Source organism: Burkholderia sp. 3C, assembly GCF_054589155.1.
Window position 1 is genome coordinate 1 of the sequence record NZ_BAAILN010000003.1, and the last position, 16616, is coordinate 16616.

Here is a 16616-nt window from a genome sequence, read left to right on the forward strand (position 1 = left end):
GGTCTTCGCGAATGCGAAGACCGGGCCCGGTTGCCTCATGCGGCGCGTCGAGCGCTTATGGCATGAGCGTGGTTTGCATGGCGGCCTGCATCATCAGGTCCACATCCTGCGCAGCGTTGTGAGCGCCGGTGTGGCCGGCACCGTCAGGCACCGGCCGCCCTTCGTTGCTCGCGGCCGCAAGTTCCGGCGTGCCGCGCACCTGCGTACCGCCATCCGTCCGGAACAGTTCCTGATGGCTGGTGCTCAACACGTCCGCCAACGACAGCTTCGGCGTGGCGTCGCCCGCACCGTGATCGGCATGGGTACTGTCGCTCGCATCGTGATTCATCCCGTCGAACAACCCCGCGAGCGACCGCGACGATGGCGCCGGATGGCTGATCGTGCCGCCAAAATCGAACGGGAACTCCGCCGACTTCAGCGCCAGGCCGCCGGCATCCGTCACGCTCGCCGTCAGCGCATGCGCCCCCGGCTGCATGCCGCTGGGCAGCGCCAGCGTCCATGTGCCGTCCGCGCGCGCCGTGGCCGTCCCGATCGAGGTATCGCCGTCGTAGACGGTTACCTGTGCCTGCGCGGCCGCGTGTCCCGACACGCTCGGCGATCCGTTCAGCACCACCGAATCGATCGCCGGCACGACCGACGACCCGCTGCTCAACGCAACGCCATCGCGCACGAACAGTTCGGCCTTCAGCGCGTCGTTCCGGTAGACGACATACTGCTCGCCGCCGATCACGAAATTGCCTGCACTGGCCCAACCGCCGGCTGCCAGATCGGGGATGCCGGCCAGCTCCACCCGGTCGCCCGCGTTGCCCGTCACCCGCATCTGCGAGTAGCCATCCTGACGGAACGCATCCGGGTGGCCGAGGTTCAGCACGTCGGCCATCGACATGCGCAACGTGTTGTCGCCCGAGCCGGTGATGTCGATCACCTCGATACCGCTGATCTTGTCGGTCGCGCCGCTGTTCAACGCCGTGATGTCGAGCACCTGATTGGCGCCCGTCAGTCGCAGTGTGTCGTTGCCCACACCGCCATGCGCACCCGCGTTGGCGCCCGAGAAATAGCCGACATCGCCCAGGTTGAATACCGTATCCTGGCTTCCGCCGTAGTACGCCATATCACCGGTGAGCGCTTGCCAGGTCAGTGGATCGCGAGTCACGGGGCGATCACTCGTACCGAAGGAGCCGGTGAAAACAATGTTGTCCACCCAGTTCATGCCGTCGTCGGCCGATCGCCATTCATTGTTGATTTCGACGCGCGCAAATTCCCTGCCGACATCGATATCGACGTACTGATGCACGCCGCCTGCTGCCGTGTATTCGCGCGACGTGAAAATCAGGTTGCCATTCTTGTCATAGAAATACAGCTTGACGACCTCCTGCGTCGTCATGTCGCCCAGGTCGAACGACATGCGCGTGGCAGACATCCCATCTTTCAGGTCGAGCCGCACCCTGCCGGTTATCGCCAGCACACGCGAGGTCGGCACCTCGGTAATAACGGCGCCGTCCCACCCAGCCACATCTCTACCCGTCAACAAACCCTGCCGCCAAACGCCGCTAAGCACGTCGAGACAGGTCACGTCGAAATAGCGCGTGGACGCCGTAGCCCCCTGCCTGTATAGATATGAGTCACTCGACAACGACTCGAAGTTCTCGGAAATGGTGCCTTCCGATTTGAAGTGCTCGGTACCCCGATACGCCGAGATATTCCCGGCCGTATCGACCATGGCCGCCACCACCTGCTTCGCGCCCGTCACCGGCGCATAGAAGCTCGCCATGCCCGAGGCAACCTCCTGCTGGCTCAGAACGTGTTCGTACAGGCGGCCGTCGATCATCAGCGACAGCTTCCAGTCGGCTGCGACTTGCTCCGGGGAGAATCTCACCGTCACCGACCCGTAGTCGTGATTGACCGACACGTCGAACGGCATCGCCGTCGAGTCCTTCAGCGTGACCGCCGTGCTGTCCTGCTCGCCCTGCTTGCCGGCGTCGTTCACCACGCGCGTCTGGATCGTCCAGTTGCCGGTGTGTGCATTCGGATCGACCGCCACCCACTTGCCGTTCGATTTCATCAGCGCGTCTTGCCACGTACGCCCGCCGTCGGTCGAGATTTGCACCCGGTCGTGCGCGCCGAGCACACCCTCGATGTGTCCGCCGATCAGCCGGCCCGCCGTGCCGTCGTTGGTCAGCCAATCGCCGTGAGATATGCCGCTGTCGCGCCCCGCATCGTCCACCACCGCGTGGGCGGTCGGCACCTCGGGCTCGACGACGAAGTCGAAGTTCGCCGACGATTGGCTCACATTGCCCGCCGGGTCGCGGGACGTGGCGGTCAACGTGTGATTGCCGACCGACATGCCTTCCGGCAGCGAGAGCGTCCATTGGCTGTCGGCGCCGGTCGTCACGGTGCCGAGGAAGGTCTTGCCGTCGTACACGTCGATCGTCGAGTACGGCTCTGCATGGCCGGACAGCGTGGCCGGGGTGCCGGACGATGCGTGATCGATGGTCGGCGGCGGCGGCGGGGTCACGTCGACCTCGATGATGTACGCCTTCGAGGGCATGCTCTGCCCGGCCGAATTGCTCGCCCGCACCGACAGACGGGCCAGGCCGTCCGGAAGCGGCTCCGGCAGTTGATACGTCCATATTCCGTTCGAGCCGACCCTGACGGTGCCCACTTCGTTGTTGTCGACGCGGACGTGGATGATCGAGCCGGCTTCGCCGTGCCCGCTCAGCACCGGGCGCGGGTCGTTGGTCAACCCGGCCTGGCCGATCGGGCCGGTATGCGGCTCGACGTTGTCCGTCACCGTGTCGATGGTCGGGCGCGACGGCGGTTTATCCTGCTTCTGGCCGCCGGGATTCCCGGGCACTTCGGGGACCTCGGGAGCCGAGGGCACCTCAGGGTCGCCAGGCACGGGTGCCGTCTCGCCTGCCACATCGAACGTGAAGTCGGCTGACTTCAGCGCCAGGCCGCCGGCATCCGTCACGCTCGCCGTCAGCGCATGCGCCCCCGGCTGCATGCCGCCGGGCAGCGCCAGCGACCACGTGCCGTCCGCGCCCGCCGTGACCGTCCCGATCGCGGTAGTGCCGTCGTAGACCGTCACCTGCGCGTGCGCAGCCGCGTGTCCCGACACGCTCGGCGATCCGCTCTGCTCGACCGCGTCGATCACCGGCACGATCGACGACCCGCTGCTTACCTCGACGCCCTCGCGCACGAACAATTCGGCCTTCAGCGCATCGTTCCGGTAGACGACATACTGTTCGCCGCCGATCACGAAAGTGCCTGCATTGGCCCAGCCGCCCGCCGCCAGATCGGGAATGCCGGCCAGCTCCACCCGGTCGCCCGCGTCGCCCGTCACCCGCATCTGCGAGTAGCCGTCCTGGCGGAACGCATCCGGGTGGCCGAGATTCAGCACGTCGGCCATCGACATGCGCAACGTGTTGTCGCCCGTGCCGGTCAGGTCGATCACCTCGATACCGCTGAGCTTGTCGGTCGCGCCGCTGTTCAGCGCCGTGACGTCGAGCACCTGATTCGCGCCCGTCAGCTTCAGCGTGTCGACGCCAGCACCGCCATGCGCACCCGCTCCGGCACCCGAGAAATAGCCGACATCGGCCACGGTGAATACCGTGCCGCCGCTGCTGCCGTAGTGCGCCGCATCACCGATCAGCGCCTGCTCGGCCGCCGGATCGATCGTCACGGGGCGATCATCCTTAGCGACGGGGCCGGTGAAGACGATGTCGTCCACCCAGCTCATCGGGCTCAAGGACGACGGCCCTTCCTGGCTGATTTCGACTCTCGCAAATTCCTTGCCGACATCGATATCGATCTTCTGATGCAGGCCGCCGGCAGACGTGTATTCGGGAGACGTGAAAATCAGGTTGCCATTCTTGTCGTAGAAATACAGCTTGACGCTCTGGGTATCCAGCACGTTTCCCAGCTCGAACGACATACGTGTGGCAGATACCCCGTCATGCAGGTCCAGCGCTACCCTGCCGGTTATCGACAGTACGCGCGTGGTCGGTGCATCATTCGGACGGAAACCCGACTTCAAGAGATCGGCATTCGTCACCAAGCCCTCAGGCCACCTGCAGTAAGTCGACTCGAGACGGGTCACGTCGAAATAGCGCAGGGACACGCTATCCGACGCTTTGTGGAAAAACTCGGAACTCGTGAGCGAATCGAAATTCTCGGAGAAGCTGCCTTCCGTCGTGACGCGCTCGACTCCGTGATACGGCGAGATATTGCCGGCCGCATCGACCACGGCCGCCACCACCTGCTTCGCGTCCGTTACCGGCGCATCGAACGTCGCCACGCCCGAGGCAAGCTCCGACGCGCTCAGCACGTGTTCGGACAGGTGGCCGTCGATCATCAGCGACAGCTTCGAACCCGGCGCGAGCTGCTCCGGGGAAAATTTCACCGTCATCTTGCCCGCGTCGCTATCGAACGACACATCGGTCGGCATCGTCGTCGCGGCCCTCAGCGTGACCGACGTGCTGTCCTCCTCGCCTTGCTCGCCTGCAGCGTTCACCACGCGCGTCTGGATCGTCCAATTGCCGGTGTGCGCATTCGGATCGATCGCCACCCACTCGCCGTTCGCCTTCATCTGCGCGTCTTGCCACGTGCGCCCGCCATCGGTCGAGACCTGGACCCGGTTGTCCGCGCCGATCGCCCCCTCGATGTGACCGCTGATCAGCCGGCCCGCCGTGCCGTCGTTGGTCAGAAAATCATTCTGATGCTCCCCGTTGTCGCGCCCGGCTTGGTCTACCACCGCGTGTGCGATCGGCTGCCCGACAACGTAGTTGAAGCTCGACGACGCCTCGCTCGCATTGCCCGCGAGATCGCTCGCCGTGGCCGTCAGCACGTGCTTGCCGTCCGCCATGTCGTCCGGCAGCGGGAAGGTCCATTGGCCATCGGCGCCGGCCGTCGCGGTGCCGAGCAAGGTCTTGCCGTCATACACGTCGACCGTCGAATGCGGTTCCGCATGGCCGGACAGCGTCGCAGGGCTGTCGAGCGACACGTGATCGATGACCGGCGATGACGGCGGGGTGACATCCACCTCGATCTTGTACGCCTTCGACGGCACGCTCTGCCCGGCCGAATTGCTCGCCCGCACCGACAGGCTGCATTGGCCTTCGGGCAGCGGCTGCGCCAATTGATACGTCCACGTGCCATCCGGGCCGACCTCGGCCGTACCGACTTCTTCGCCGTCGACGCGGACGTGGATGATGGCGCCGACGTCGCCGTGGCCGCTCAACACCGGGCACGGGTCGTTGGTCAGGCCGGCGGGATCGATCGCACCGGCATGCGGCCCGACGTTGCCGGTCACGGTGTCGATGGTTGGGCGGGATGGTTTCTTGACTGCAGGTTGATTTGCCATGATCTAAAACATCTCTGAAACGAGTTTCGATGAAGATCCGCGGGCGCGTGCCGAATCGCACAGCGACACGCTTGTGGCGCAAATCGAGGCGGAACGGTTCGACGAACCTGGGATCGCAGTTTGGAAGGAAGGATTCAAGTGGTTACGCGTAGCGGCCATGCGTAACGACGGCGCGTGCGCCGAATCCTGACATGGATCAATCGATCTTCATTGGTAGAACGAAAGACATTTGTAATGTACAGGCGTATGACGTATGCATCCAGATCAGACACGACCGTTGCTTGACCTGAATCGAGCATTGCGCTTTATGACTCAATGGATTCGGCAATTTACTTCGACCCCAACTTGCATTGCGGGGACGATCACGCGTACAACATGACGGCTCGCCGGGCCGACGGACGCTCGAAGCCAGCGACTTCACGGCATTCGCCCGCATAAAACGACAAGGGCTCGGTCTGAGCATTCGCAAAGACCGAGCCCTAGTTGCGCCATGCGGCGCGTCGAGCAGTTAGGCCATGGCCGTGGTTTGCATCGCGGCATGCACCATCAGGTCCACATCCTGCGCGGCGTTGTGAGCGCCGGTGCAGCCAACACCGTCAGGCACCGGCCGCCATTCGTTGCTCCCCGACGCGAGTTCCGGCATGCCGGGCACCTGTGCGTCGTCGCTCGCGCCAAGCTTCACCGCGACCTGCGCGCCGCCATCCGCTCGAAACAGATCCGGATGGCTTGGATTCAGCAGATCCGCCAACGACAGTTTCGGCGTGTTGTCGCCGGCTCCGTGATCGACATGGAAACCCCCGTCGCTTTCGTTGTGATCCATCCCGTCCAACAACGCGGCGATCGACCGCGTCGATGCCTTCGTGCCGCCGATCGTGCCGTCAAAATCGAACGTGAACTCGGCCGACTTCAGCGCCGGGCCGCCGGCATCCGTCACGCCCGGGGATGCGTTCCGCTCGACCGGGTCGATCACCGGCACGATCGACGAACCGCTGTTCGCCTCGACGCCATCGCGCACGAACAGCTCGGCCTTCAGCGTGTCGTTCCGGTAGACGGCATACGGTTCGCCGCCGATCACGAAATTGCCCGCGCCATCCCAACCGCCGGCCGCCAGATCGGGAATGCCGGCCAACTCCACGCGGTCGCCCGCGTTGCCCGCCACCCGCATCTGCGAATAGCCATCCTGGCGGAATGCATCCGGGTGGCCGAGATTCAGCATGTCGCCCATCGACATGCGCAACGTGTTGTCGCCCGTGCCGGTCGGGTCGATCATCTCGATACCGCTGATCGTGTCGGTCGCGCCACGGTTCAACGCAGTGACATCGAGCACCTGATTCACACTCGTCAGTTGCAGTGCGTCGTTGCCCACACCGCCATGCGCCCCCGCGCCAGCGCCGGAAAAATGGGCGACATCGCCCACGGTGAATACCGTCGCGCCGTTTTCGCCGGCGTCCGCGACATGACTGGCGAGCGCTTGCGGGTCCGGCTGATCGGAGAGCAAGGGGCGATCGCTCGGGCCGACCTCCGTACCGGAGAAGACGATGTTGTCCACCCAGTTCATGGTCATGTTGTCCGACCGCCATTCCTCGTTGATTTCGACGCGCGTGAATTCCTTGCCGACGTCGATATCGATTCGCTGATGCAGGCCGCCTTCGGCCGTGTACCCCGGGGACGTGTAAATCAGGTTGCCGCTCTTGTCGTAGAAATACAGCTTGACCACCTCGTTCGTCGTCACGTCGCCCAGGTCGAACGACATACGCGTGGCAGACCGCCCGTCATGCAGATCCAGCCGCACCCTGTCGGTTATCGCCAGTGCGCGTGTGGGCGGGCGCTCGCTGACAGGGACGCCCGGCATCGCGACATTTGCCCCGGTCAACAAGCCCTCATGCAAGATGACGGCATTGAGCCCGGGAGAATCCAGACGGGTCACATCGAAATAGCGCGTGGACGTGTGCTGGCCGGCGAAGTGCAAATATATTTCTGCCGGCAACGAGTCGAAATTCTCGGAAATGCTGCCCTCCACCGTGCAGTCGAAGCTCGCCGACAATTCGCTCGCATTGCCCGCGGGATCCCTGGCGGTGGCCGTCAACGCATGGTGGCCGACCGCCATGCCAGACGGCAGCGATAACGTCCATTGGCTGTCGGCGCCTGTCGTCGCGGTGCCGAGCAAGGTCTTGCCGTCATACACGTTGACCGTCGAATAGGGCTCCGCCTGGCCGGACAGCGTCGGGGCGCTGCCGGACGACGCTTGATGGATGGTCGGCGGCGGCGGCGCGGTCGTGTCGACCTCGATCATGTACGCCTCCGACGGCATGCTCAACCCGGACGAATTGCTGGCCCGAACCGACAGACGGCACAAGCCGTCCGACAGCGGCTCCGGCAATTGATACGTCCACTTGCCGTTCGGTGCGACCTTGACGGTGCCCACTTCGTTGCCTTCGACGCGAACGTGGATGATCGAGCCAACCTCGCCGCGCCCGCTCAATACCGGGCGCGGATCGTTCGTCAGCCCGGCCTGGCCGATCACGCCGGCATGCGGCTCGACGTTGTCGATCACCGTGTCGATGGTGGGGTGCAACTGCCGCTGGACTGCTGATTGATTTGCCATCATCTGAACCTCTCTGAAACGGATTTCGGTGAAGATCCAAGGCCGCTGCACAACTGCAGTTGTGCAGCGGTGCTGCCTGTCGCGCAAATCGAGGCGGAACGGCTCGACGAGCTCGGGGTCGCTGTTTGGAGGAAAGAACCCAGATCCTTACGCATGGCGCACATGCGTACCGGCGGCGCGCGCACCGAACCCTGACATGGGTCAATTAATGTTGATCGGCAAAACGAAGAGATTCGCAATGTATTGACGTGCGGCCCATGCAGCCAGACTGGACACCGCCGCCGCTTGACCTGAATCGAGCATCGCGTTTCACGAGCCGACTCGCTCGGTGATTGGCTTCTATCCCCGATTTGCATGGCGGTAACGATCATGCGCACGGCGTGACGACTCGTTGCGCCGACGAGGCATTCGACGCCGGCGGCTTCAACGCGGCATTCGCCCGCATAAAACGACAGGGGCTCGGTTTACGCATTCGCGAAGACCGAGCCCCTGTTGCGCCATGCAGCGCGTCGAGCGATTAGGCCATGTGCGTGGTTTGCATGGCGGCCTGGACCATCAGGTCGACATCCTGCACCGCGTTGTGAGAGCCGGTGTAGCCGACATCGTGGGACATGGGCCGCCCTTCGTTGCTCTCCGACGCGGGCTCCGGCATGCCGCGCACCTGCGTACCGCCATCCGTTCGGAACAGTTCCTCCTGATGGCTGGTGCTCAGCACGTCCGCCAACGACAGCTTCGTCGTGTTGTCACCCGAGTCGATCGTCGGCGCGATCGACGATCCGCTGGTCGGCCGTGCCGCCGTGCCGTCGTCGATCGGCCGATCATCGGGATGCTCCCCGCTGTCGCGCTCCGCTTCGTCCACCACCGCGTGGGCGGCCGACTGCGCCGACCCGACGGCGTAGTCGAAGCTCGCCGACGATTGGCTCACATTGCCCGCGGAATCCGTGGCAGTGGCCGTCAACGCGTGGTGGCCGGCCGCGATGCCGTCCGGCAGCGGGAATGTCCATCGGCTGTCGGTGCCGGTCGTCACAGTGCCGAGCAAGGTCTTGTCCGCATACACCTCGACCTTCGAATACGGCTCCGCACGACCGGACAGCGTCGCGGCACTGTCGGCCGACGCGTGATCGATGGTCGGCGCCGACGGTGGGGTCACGTCGACCTCGATCATGTACGGCTGCGACGGTACGCTCAGCATGCCCGCATTGCTCGCCCGGGCCGACAGTCGGAACAAACCGTCCGGCAGCGGCTGCGGCAATTGATACGTCCACGTTCCGCCCGCGCCGACCTCGACGATCCCCACTTCGAAACTGTCGACGCGAACATGGATGATCGAGCCGGCGTCGCCGTGCCCGCTCAACACCGGGCGCGGGTCGTTGGTCAACCCGGCCGGATCGATCACCCCGGTGTGGGGTTCCACGTTGTCGGTCACGGTGTCGATGGTCGGGCGTGACGGCCGCTTGAATGCTGATTGATTTGCCATGATCTGAACCTCTCTGAAACGGATTTCGGTGACGATCCAACGCTGCGCACCCAACTGCGATCGCATAGCGCGCACCCTTTCGCGCGAATCGAAGCGGAACGGCTCGACGAGCCCGGGATCAACGGTACGGAGAAAGGATTCGGACCATCGCGCACGGCGACCATGCGTATCGATGCCGCATGCGCCGAACTCCGATAGGGAGGGCCCCGGCGCCTCATCCGCGGGAAAGGCGCTGCGTAATGTACAGACGCTCGATCCCCGCACCCCGACTGGACGCGCCCGTTGCTTGACCTGAGTCCAACATTGCGTTCGACAAACCAACTTGGCCGCGCACCGGGGCCGGCCGATGGTTCCTAGCGAAATCCGCTATACTTGCGGCCACTTGTCGCCGCGACAGCGGGGCAAGCACGGAACACTCGAATGACGCGCCGATTTGCTGACTCGATTGCGGGCGCGCGAACCCCAGCCACCAGGCCGCGGGTTCATTACAAATGCGGCTAAAGAGGTCGTCAGCCGCGCATCTTTCACTCCGCGCTTCGCCGACGCCATTTAGCCGCCCAGTCATAAGGCGGAACGAATGGAATCGATCGGCATCGTCGCTCCACAGACCATGCATTTCGCCGAACCGCTGCGGCTCCAGAGCGGCAGCGTGCTCGGCAACTATCAGCTTGTCGTCGAGACCTACGGCGAACTGAACGCCGCGCGCTCGAACGCGGTGCTCGTGTGTCACGCGCTCAACGCCTCGCACCACGTCGCGGGGCTGTACGCGGACGATCCGCGCAGCACCGGCTGGTGGGACAACATGGTCGGCCCCGGCAAACCGCTCGACACCAACCGCTTCTTCGTGATCGGCGTGAACAACCTCGGCTCGTGCTTCGGCTCGACCGGCCCGATGAGCGTCGATCCGTCCTCCGGCACGCAATACGGCGCGCGCTTCCCGGTGGTGACGGTGGAGGATTGGGTCAACGCGCAGGCACGCCTGGCCGATGCGTTCGGCATCGAGCGCTTCGCCGCGGTGATGGGCGGCAGCCTCGGCGGCATGCAGGCGCTGGCCTGGAGCCTGATGTACCCGGATCGTGTCGCGCACTGCATGGTGATCGCCTCGACGCCGAAGCTCTCGGCGCAGAACATCGCGTTCAACGAGGTGGCGCGCTCGGCGATCCTCTCCGATCCCGATTTCCACGGCGGCAACTACTACGCACACAACGTGATTCCGCGTCGCGGCCTGCGCGTGGCGCGCATGATCGGCCACATCACGTACCTGTCGGACGACGACATGGCCGAGAAATTCGGCCGGGCGCTGCGCCGCGTCGACGGCGCGCTCGACGCCTACAACTTCAACTTCGACGTGGAATTCGAAGTGGAGTCGTACCTGCGCTACCAGGGCGACAAGTTCGCCGAATACTTCGACGCGAACACCTACCTGCTGATCACGCGCGCGCTCGACTACTTCGATCCGGCCAAGGCCTTCGAGGGCAACCTGACCGCCGCGCTGGCGAAGACCACCGCGAAATACCTGGTGGCCAGCTTCTCGACCGACTGGCGGTTCGCGCCGGCGCGCTCGCGCGAGCTGGTCAAGGCGCTGCTCGACAACCGCCGCGACGTCAGCTACGCGGAAATCGACGCCCCGCACGGGCACGACGCGTTCCTGCTGGACGACCCGCGCTATCACAACGTGGTGCGCGCCTATTACGAACGAATTGCCGCGGAGGTGGGCGCATGAACCAGCAAGCCTTGACGATGCTTTCGGCCCGGCCGGACTTCCGCGCGATCGCGCGCTGGGTCGAGCCGCGCTCCACCGTGCTCGACCTCGGCTGCGCCGATGGGTCGCTGCTGGCGCTGCTCGCGGAGGAACTCGAAGTGAGCGGCTACGGCATCGAGATCAACGATGCGGGCGTGCTGGGCTGCGTGAAGAACGGCGTGCACGTGATCCAGCAGAACCTGGAAGACGGGCTGCGCCTGTTCGAGGATCAGAGCTTCGATTTCGCGATCCTCTCGCAGACCTTGCAGACCATCCACCAGACCGCCGCGATCCTGCGCGAAACCGTGCGCGTGGGCCGCGAGTGCATCGTGTCGTTCCCGAATTTCGGTTACTGGGCGCACCGTCTGTCGGTGCTGCGCGGGCGCATGCCGGTGTCGAAATCGCTGCCGCACCAGTGGCACAACACGCCGAACGTGCGGGTGCTGACGATCAAGGATTTCGAGGCGCTCGCGCCCGAAGTGGGCGTCGAGATCCTCGATCGGGCCGTGCTGCACGGCGGCCAGCCGGTCCGCTGGGGCGCGAACTGGCGTGGTAGTCTTGCGGTCTATCGCGTCAAGCGAGCCCCACTCTGACGATCTTTTCATGACATCTTCCGAGCAGCGCGACACGCCGGCGCTGGCCGCACACGACGATCATCCCGGCTGGCGCGCGTTCCTGAACCGGCGAACGCTGATCTGCGTGTTTCTCGGCTTCACCTCGGGCCTGCCGCTGTTTACGCTGATCTACCTGGTGCAGGCGTGGCTGCGCTCGGAAGGGGTGAACCTGAAGGAAATCGGCCTGTTCGCGCTGATCCAGATCCCCTACACATGGAAGTTCCTCTGGGCGCCGCTGATGGACCGCTTCGTGCCCCGCCTGCCGGGTTGGCGGCCCGGGCGGCGACGCGGCTGGATGCTGGTCACGCAATTGCTGGTGGCGGTGGCGATCGGCACGCTCGGCTTCGTCTCGCCGCGCGATTCGATCTGGACCGTGGCCGCGCTGGCCACCCTGGTGGCGTTCTTCGGCGCCAGCTCGGACATCGTGATCGACGCCTACCGGCGCGAGCTGCTGCACGATGCCGAACAGGGGCTCGGCAATGCCGTCCACGTCAACGCCTACAAGATCGCCGCGCTGGTGCCCGGCTCGCTGTCGCTGATCCTCTCCGATCACCTGCCGTGGAGCCTCGTGTTCATCGTCACGGCCCTGTTCATGCTGCCGGGCATGGCGATGACGCTGTGCGTGCGCGAGCCTGAAGTGCGCGGCACGCCGCCGAAGAACCTGCGCGAAGCCGTGGTGCTGCCGTTCAGCGAATTCCTGCAACGCGGCGGCTGGCGCAACGCGCTGCTGGTGCTCGGCTTCATCTTCCTGTTCAAGCTCGGCGACACGATGGCGACCACGCTGTCGACCTCGTTCTTCCTCGATATCGGCTTCAACAAGACGCAGATCGGCGTGCTCGCCAAGACCACCGCGTTCTGGGCCAGCCTGGCCGGCGGCATCCTGGGCGGCGTCTGGCTCGTCAAGATCGGCATCGCGCGCGGGCTGTGGATCTTCGGCTTGATTCAGATCGTTTCGACGCTCGGTTTCGCGTGGCTCGCCAAGGCCGGCCCCGATCCGGTGCTGATGGCGGGCGTCTACGGCTTCGAAACGTTCTCGACCGGCCTCACGCTGGCCGCCTTCACGGCCTATATCGCCAGCACCACCGATCCGCGCTACACGGCCACGCAGTTCGCGTTGTTCACGAGCCTGGCCTCGGTGCCTCGCACGCTGGCCTCGGCGTCGAGCGGCTTCATCGTCGCGCAGATCGGCTGGCTCGATTACTTCCTGGTGTGCGCGGCGCTCGGCATTCCGGGCATGTTGCTGCTGTTCAAGGTTGCGCCGTGGCGCGGCGGGCAGAGCGGAGCGGCCCGTGCGAGCTGAACTGGCGGCCGCGCTCGGGCGAGCCGGCGCGCTGCTGGCCGGCTCGCTGCTGGCCTGCGCGGCCGGGCAGGCGTTCGCGGCCGGCGAGCCGGTGCACGGCACGCATGCCACCACCAACGCGGTGGCCGCCGCCAACGGCGCGAACCACGCGGGCGGCCCGGTCGCGGCCTACGCGCCGCCGCCACGCAGCGTGCATTACGGCAACGCGTTCGCGTTCCGCAACCTGGTGTCGTCACCGATGCTCGAGCAGATCACGGCCGCGCAATACCAGCAGATGGTGCAGGCCGCGGCGCGCGCCGGCACGCTGGTGCCGGCCGGCGACCCGCGCGTGAAACGGCTGCGCGCCGACGTCGACCGGCTCGCGCCGTATGCGGTGAAGTGGAACGAACGCGTGAAGGGCTGGCACTGGGAAGTGAACGTGGTGCGCGCCCGCACCACCCGCATCGTCTGCCTGCCGGGCGGCAAGCTGCTGGTCGACAGCGGGCTGCTGGCGCGGCTCCATCCGAACGACGACGAACTCGGCGTGCTGGTGGCGCACGAAATCGCGCATGCGCTGCGTGAGCACGCACGCGAAGGGCTGGGCGACATGCAGGTGCCGGCCACGCTCGGCACGAACCCGATCTCCTCGCTGTACGGCCTGACCGAGCCGCTGCCCGCGCAGCCCGACATCGCCGAGCGGCTGGCCACGCTGCGCTACGGCGCGACCGACGAAACCGAGGCCGACGTGATCGGCGGCGACATCGCCGCGCGCGCGGGCTTCGATCCGCGCGCGGCCATCACGCTATGGGACAAGCTGGCCGTCGCGACGCGCGGCGACCGCAAGCATGGGTTCATCTACGCGCACCCGTACAGCAGGCACCGCCGGCAGGATCTGCTCAAGCGGCTGGCCGACTGGATGCCGACCTATGCAAAGGCGATCGGCAAGCCGGTCGGGTTGTTGCCGTCCTATGCCGGCATCAGTGCTGCGCGGCCGGTTTCGGAGCGGCGTTGAGGGCTGGTTTGGCCCCGGTCGGGTTATTGCCGCCCCCTACGCCGGCATCAGTGCGATGCGGCCGGTTTCAGAACAGCGCTGAGGGCCGGTTTGCGCCCCGGTTGCGGGCCGCCTGGCCGGTGTGAGTGCGGCTTCATCGAGGCTTCCACCCAGGCTTCGACCCCACTTCTTGCCCCTGCCTCGCGCGGCATCGGCGCCGCCCTCAAGCAGCGTCGGTCACCACGCACTCACCGCCTCGTCACTCCACCTCCGCCGTCGCATCGCTCGCCACCGCGCCGTTGGCCGACTGCACCCAGCGCACCTCGTCGCCGGGGCTGCGGCCGAACATCCGCTTGAATTCGCGGCTGAACTGCGACGCGCTGACATAACCGACCCGCGCCGCCGCCACGCTCGCGCTCACGTTCTGCTGCACCATCATCAGCCGTGCATGGTGCAGGCGCGTGGCCTTCACGTACTGCATCGGCGAGGTGCCCGTCACGCGCCGGAAATGCGCGTGGAACACCGCCGCGCTCATGCCGGCCTCGGCCGCCAGCACGTCGACCGAATGCTCGCCGCCGAGATCGACATGAATGCGCCGCAGCGCCTTCGCGATCCGGCCGAAATGATGCTGCTGGGCCAGCGCCGCGCGAATCCCGTCGCCCTGCTCGCCGGTCAGCACGCGGTAGCCGATCTCGCGCATGATCGACGGCCCGAGCACGCGCGTGTCGTGCGGCGATTGCAGCACTTCGAGCAGGCGCAGCACGGCGTCGGCGAGCGGCGCGTCGAGCGGCGTCGAGCAGATGCTGTCCGGCTCGCTGACGGCCGCGCCGTGGGTTTCCTCCAGCAGCATCGCCAGCTCGGCGATCACGCCCAGATCGATGCGCACCGTGATCGCCAGGAACGGCCCGTGCGGCGCCGTATAGGTTTCGCACTCGAACGGCAGCGGCACCGACAGCACCAGATACTGCCGCTCGTCGTACACGAAGGTGCGCTCGCCGACATAGCCGACCTTGCGCCCCTGGCAGACGATCACGATGCTCGGTTCGTACAGCACCGGGCAGCGCGGCAGCGTGGTGCTGACGCGCATGAAGCGCACGCCTTCGAGCGTCGCGTCGGTGACGCCGTCGCTCGGCGCGAGCTGGCCGAGCAGTTCGATGATGCGCTGCTGCACGCGCAGGTCGCCATCCGGAATCAAGGGTACGAAGCTCATGAGCCATCCGCCGCCGCAATAGGATCAGGCTTGCAATCTAGCATTGCGGGCGTCCACTGCGTGCTGCACCCGCACAATTCGAGAGGTTTAGGCAACGCTTCAAGACCTTCAGGTATATCGGCCGGCACCCCGCATCCTTAGTATGGGAACCCGTTTCGCACCCGACCGCCGCGTCGGCAGCCGGGCGAAGCGTTCCGAATTCAACAGTAAGGAGCCCTCCCATGAGCACGACTTACGCCTACGCGGCGCAGAGCGCGACCAGCCCGCTCGCCGCCACCGAAATCCAGCGCCGTGAACTGCGCGATCTCGACGTCCAGATCGAGATCCTGTACTGCGGCGTCTGCCACTCGGATCTGCATCAGGCCCGCAATGAATGGAAGAACTCGGTCTACCCGGTGGTGCCCGGCCATGAAATCGTCGGCCGCGTGAGCGCCGTCGGCCCGGACGTCACGCGCTTCAAGACCGGTGAACTGGTCGGCGTCGGCTGCCTGGTCGATTCGTGCCGCACCTGCCCGAGCTGCGGCGAAGGCCTGGAGCAGTATTGCGAAAACGGCTGGGTCGGCACCTACAACGGCAACGACCGCGTCACCGGCGACCTGACGTTCGGCGGCTACTCGTCGCAGATCGTGGTCGACGAAGCGTTCGTGCTGCGCGTGCCGGAATCGCTCGATCCGGCCGCCGCCGCGCCGCTGCTGTGCGCCGGCATCACCACCTACTCGCCGCTGCGCACCTGGGGCGCCGGCCCCGGCAAGAAGGTCGGCATCGTCGGCCTGGGCGGCCTCGGCCACATGGGCGTGAAGATCGCCCGTGCGATGGGCGCGCATGTCGTGCTGTTCACCACCTCGCCGTCGAAGATCGAAGACGGCAAGCGCCTGGGCGCGCACGAAGTGGTCATCTCGAAGGATGAGGCGCAAATGAACGCGCACCTGAACAGCTTCGACCTGATCGTCAACACGGTGGCGGCCACCCACGACCTGAACCCGTTCCTGAACCTGCTCAAGCGCGACGGCACGATGGCGCTGGTCGGTGCGCCGGAGCACGATCACCCGTCGCCGCAGGTGTTCAACCTGATCATGAAGCGCCGCCGCCTGGCCGGCTCGCTGATCGGCGGCATCGCCGAAACGCAGGAAATGCTCGATTTCTGCGCCGAGCACGGCATCGTGTCGGACATCGAACTGATCAAGATCCAGGACATCAACGCCGCCTACGAGCGCATGCTCAAGAGCGACGTGAAGTACCGCTTCGTGATCGACAACGCCTCGCTGCAGCCGGCTGCATAAAGGCTGCTGCACCGCCGATGAAAAAACGCCGCCGGGAGCGATCCCGGCGGCGTTTTT

The 16616-nt window shown here is 65.7% G+C and carries 9 protein-coding genes and 1 pseudogene; 5 read left to right on the forward strand and 5 right to left on the reverse strand.

The window, feature by feature from the left end; translation table 11 throughout:
• Nucleotides 1-55: 55 nt before the first annotated feature.
• From ACYP33_RS00025 to ACYP33_RS00040, 4 genes and pseudogenes are all read right to left on the reverse strand, one after another.
• On the reverse strand, nt 56-4246 hold the full coding sequence (locus ACYP33_RS00025; protein ID WP_459618862.1) for an Ig-like domain-containing protein: 4191 nt from the start codon (nt 4244-4246) through the stop codon (nt 56-58).
• Nucleotides 4247-4525: 279 nt separating this feature from the next.
• Nucleotides 4526-5362: pseudogene (locus tag ACYP33_RS00030) on the reverse strand (Ig-like domain-containing protein); the annotation flags it as partial.
• Between the two features lie 508 nt (nt 5363-5870).
• Entirely contained in the window at nt 5871-7937 is a 2067-nt protein-coding gene (locus ACYP33_RS00035) for an Ig-like domain-containing protein (RefSeq protein ID WP_459618858.1), read from the reverse strand.
• A 547-nt stretch (nt 7938-8484) separates the two neighbouring features.
• The gene (locus tag ACYP33_RS00040; RefSeq protein ID WP_459618859.1) at nt 8485-9510 is read right to left on the reverse strand and encodes an Ig-like domain-containing protein; all 1026 of its coding nucleotides are present in this window, start codon (nt 9508-9510) and stop codon (nt 8485-8487) included.
• 511 nt (nt 9511-10021) lie between these two features.
• Here ACYP33_RS00040 and metX point away from each other — a divergent pair.
• Genes metX through ACYP33_RS00060 form a run of 4 tightly spaced genes read left to right on the forward strand, consistent with a single transcriptional unit; the run spans nt 10022 to nt 14090 of the window.
• Nucleotides 10022-11167: a homoserine O-succinyltransferase MetX gene (metX, locus tag ACYP33_RS00045; protein WP_414450729.1), complete on the forward strand. Its 1146-nt coding sequence runs from the start codon at nt 10022-10024 to the stop codon at nt 11165-11167.
• Complete coding sequence (gene metW, locus ACYP33_RS00050; RefSeq protein WP_414450728.1) at nt 11164-11778, forward strand: methionine biosynthesis protein MetW; 615 nt, start codon at nt 11164-11166, stop codon at nt 11776-11778. Before metX ends, metW begins: the two co-directional genes overlap by 4 nt.
• Before the next feature lie 10 nt (nt 11779-11788).
• The gene (locus ACYP33_RS00055) at nt 11789-13099 is read left to right on the forward strand and encodes an AmpG family muropeptide MFS transporter (protein ID WP_414450727.1); all 1311 of its coding nucleotides are present in this window, start codon (nt 11789-11791) and stop codon (nt 13097-13099) included.
• The gene (locus tag ACYP33_RS00060; protein WP_459618860.1) at nt 13089-14090 is read left to right on the forward strand and encodes a M48 family metallopeptidase; all 1002 of its coding nucleotides are present in this window, start codon (nt 13089-13091) and stop codon (nt 14088-14090) included. Before ACYP33_RS00055 ends, ACYP33_RS00060 begins: the two co-directional genes overlap by 11 nt.
• Before the next feature lie 238 nt (nt 14091-14328).
• Here ACYP33_RS00060 and ACYP33_RS00065 read toward each other — a convergent pair whose 3' ends face one another.
• Nucleotides 14329-15279, reverse strand: coding sequence for an AraC family transcriptional regulator (locus ACYP33_RS00065; protein ID WP_459618861.1), 951 nt, complete (start codon nt 15277-15279; stop codon nt 14329-14331).
• A 221-nt stretch (nt 15280-15500) separates the two neighbouring features.
• On the opposite strand from ACYP33_RS00065, the gene ACYP33_RS00070 reads away from it, so the two are divergent.
• Nucleotides 15501-16559 (forward strand): NAD(P)-dependent alcohol dehydrogenase, encoded by a 1059-nt coding sequence (locus ACYP33_RS00070; protein ID WP_414443420.1) that lies wholly within the window; start codon nt 15501-15503, stop codon nt 16557-16559.
• Nucleotides 16560-16616 lie beyond the last annotated feature (57 nt).

What these genes read in the sequence shown, in the direction of transcription:
- ACYP33_RS00040 (WP_459618859.1), bottom strand. Translation starts at nt 9,510, where the DNA reads ATGCGATCGCAGTTGGGTGCGCAGCGTTGGATCGTCACCGAAATCCGT.
- metX (WP_414450729.1), top strand. Translation starts at nt 10,022, where the DNA reads ATGGAATCGATCGGCATCGTCGCTCCACAGACCATGCATTTCGCCGAA.
- metW (WP_414450728.1), top strand. Translation starts at nt 11,164, where the DNA reads ATGAACCAGCAAGCCTTGACGATGCTTTCGGCCCGGCCGGACTTCCGC.
- ACYP33_RS00055 (WP_414450727.1), top strand. Translation starts at nt 11,789, where the DNA reads ATGACATCTTCCGAGCAGCGCGACACGCCGGCGCTGGCCGCACACGAC.
- ACYP33_RS00065 (WP_459618861.1), bottom strand. Translation starts at nt 15,279, where the DNA reads ATGAGCTTCGTACCCTTGATTCCGGATGGCGACCTGCGCGTGCAGCAG.
- ACYP33_RS00070 (WP_414443420.1), top strand. Translation starts at nt 15,501, where the DNA reads ATGAGCACGACTTACGCCTACGCGGCGCAGAGCGCGACCAGCCCGCTC.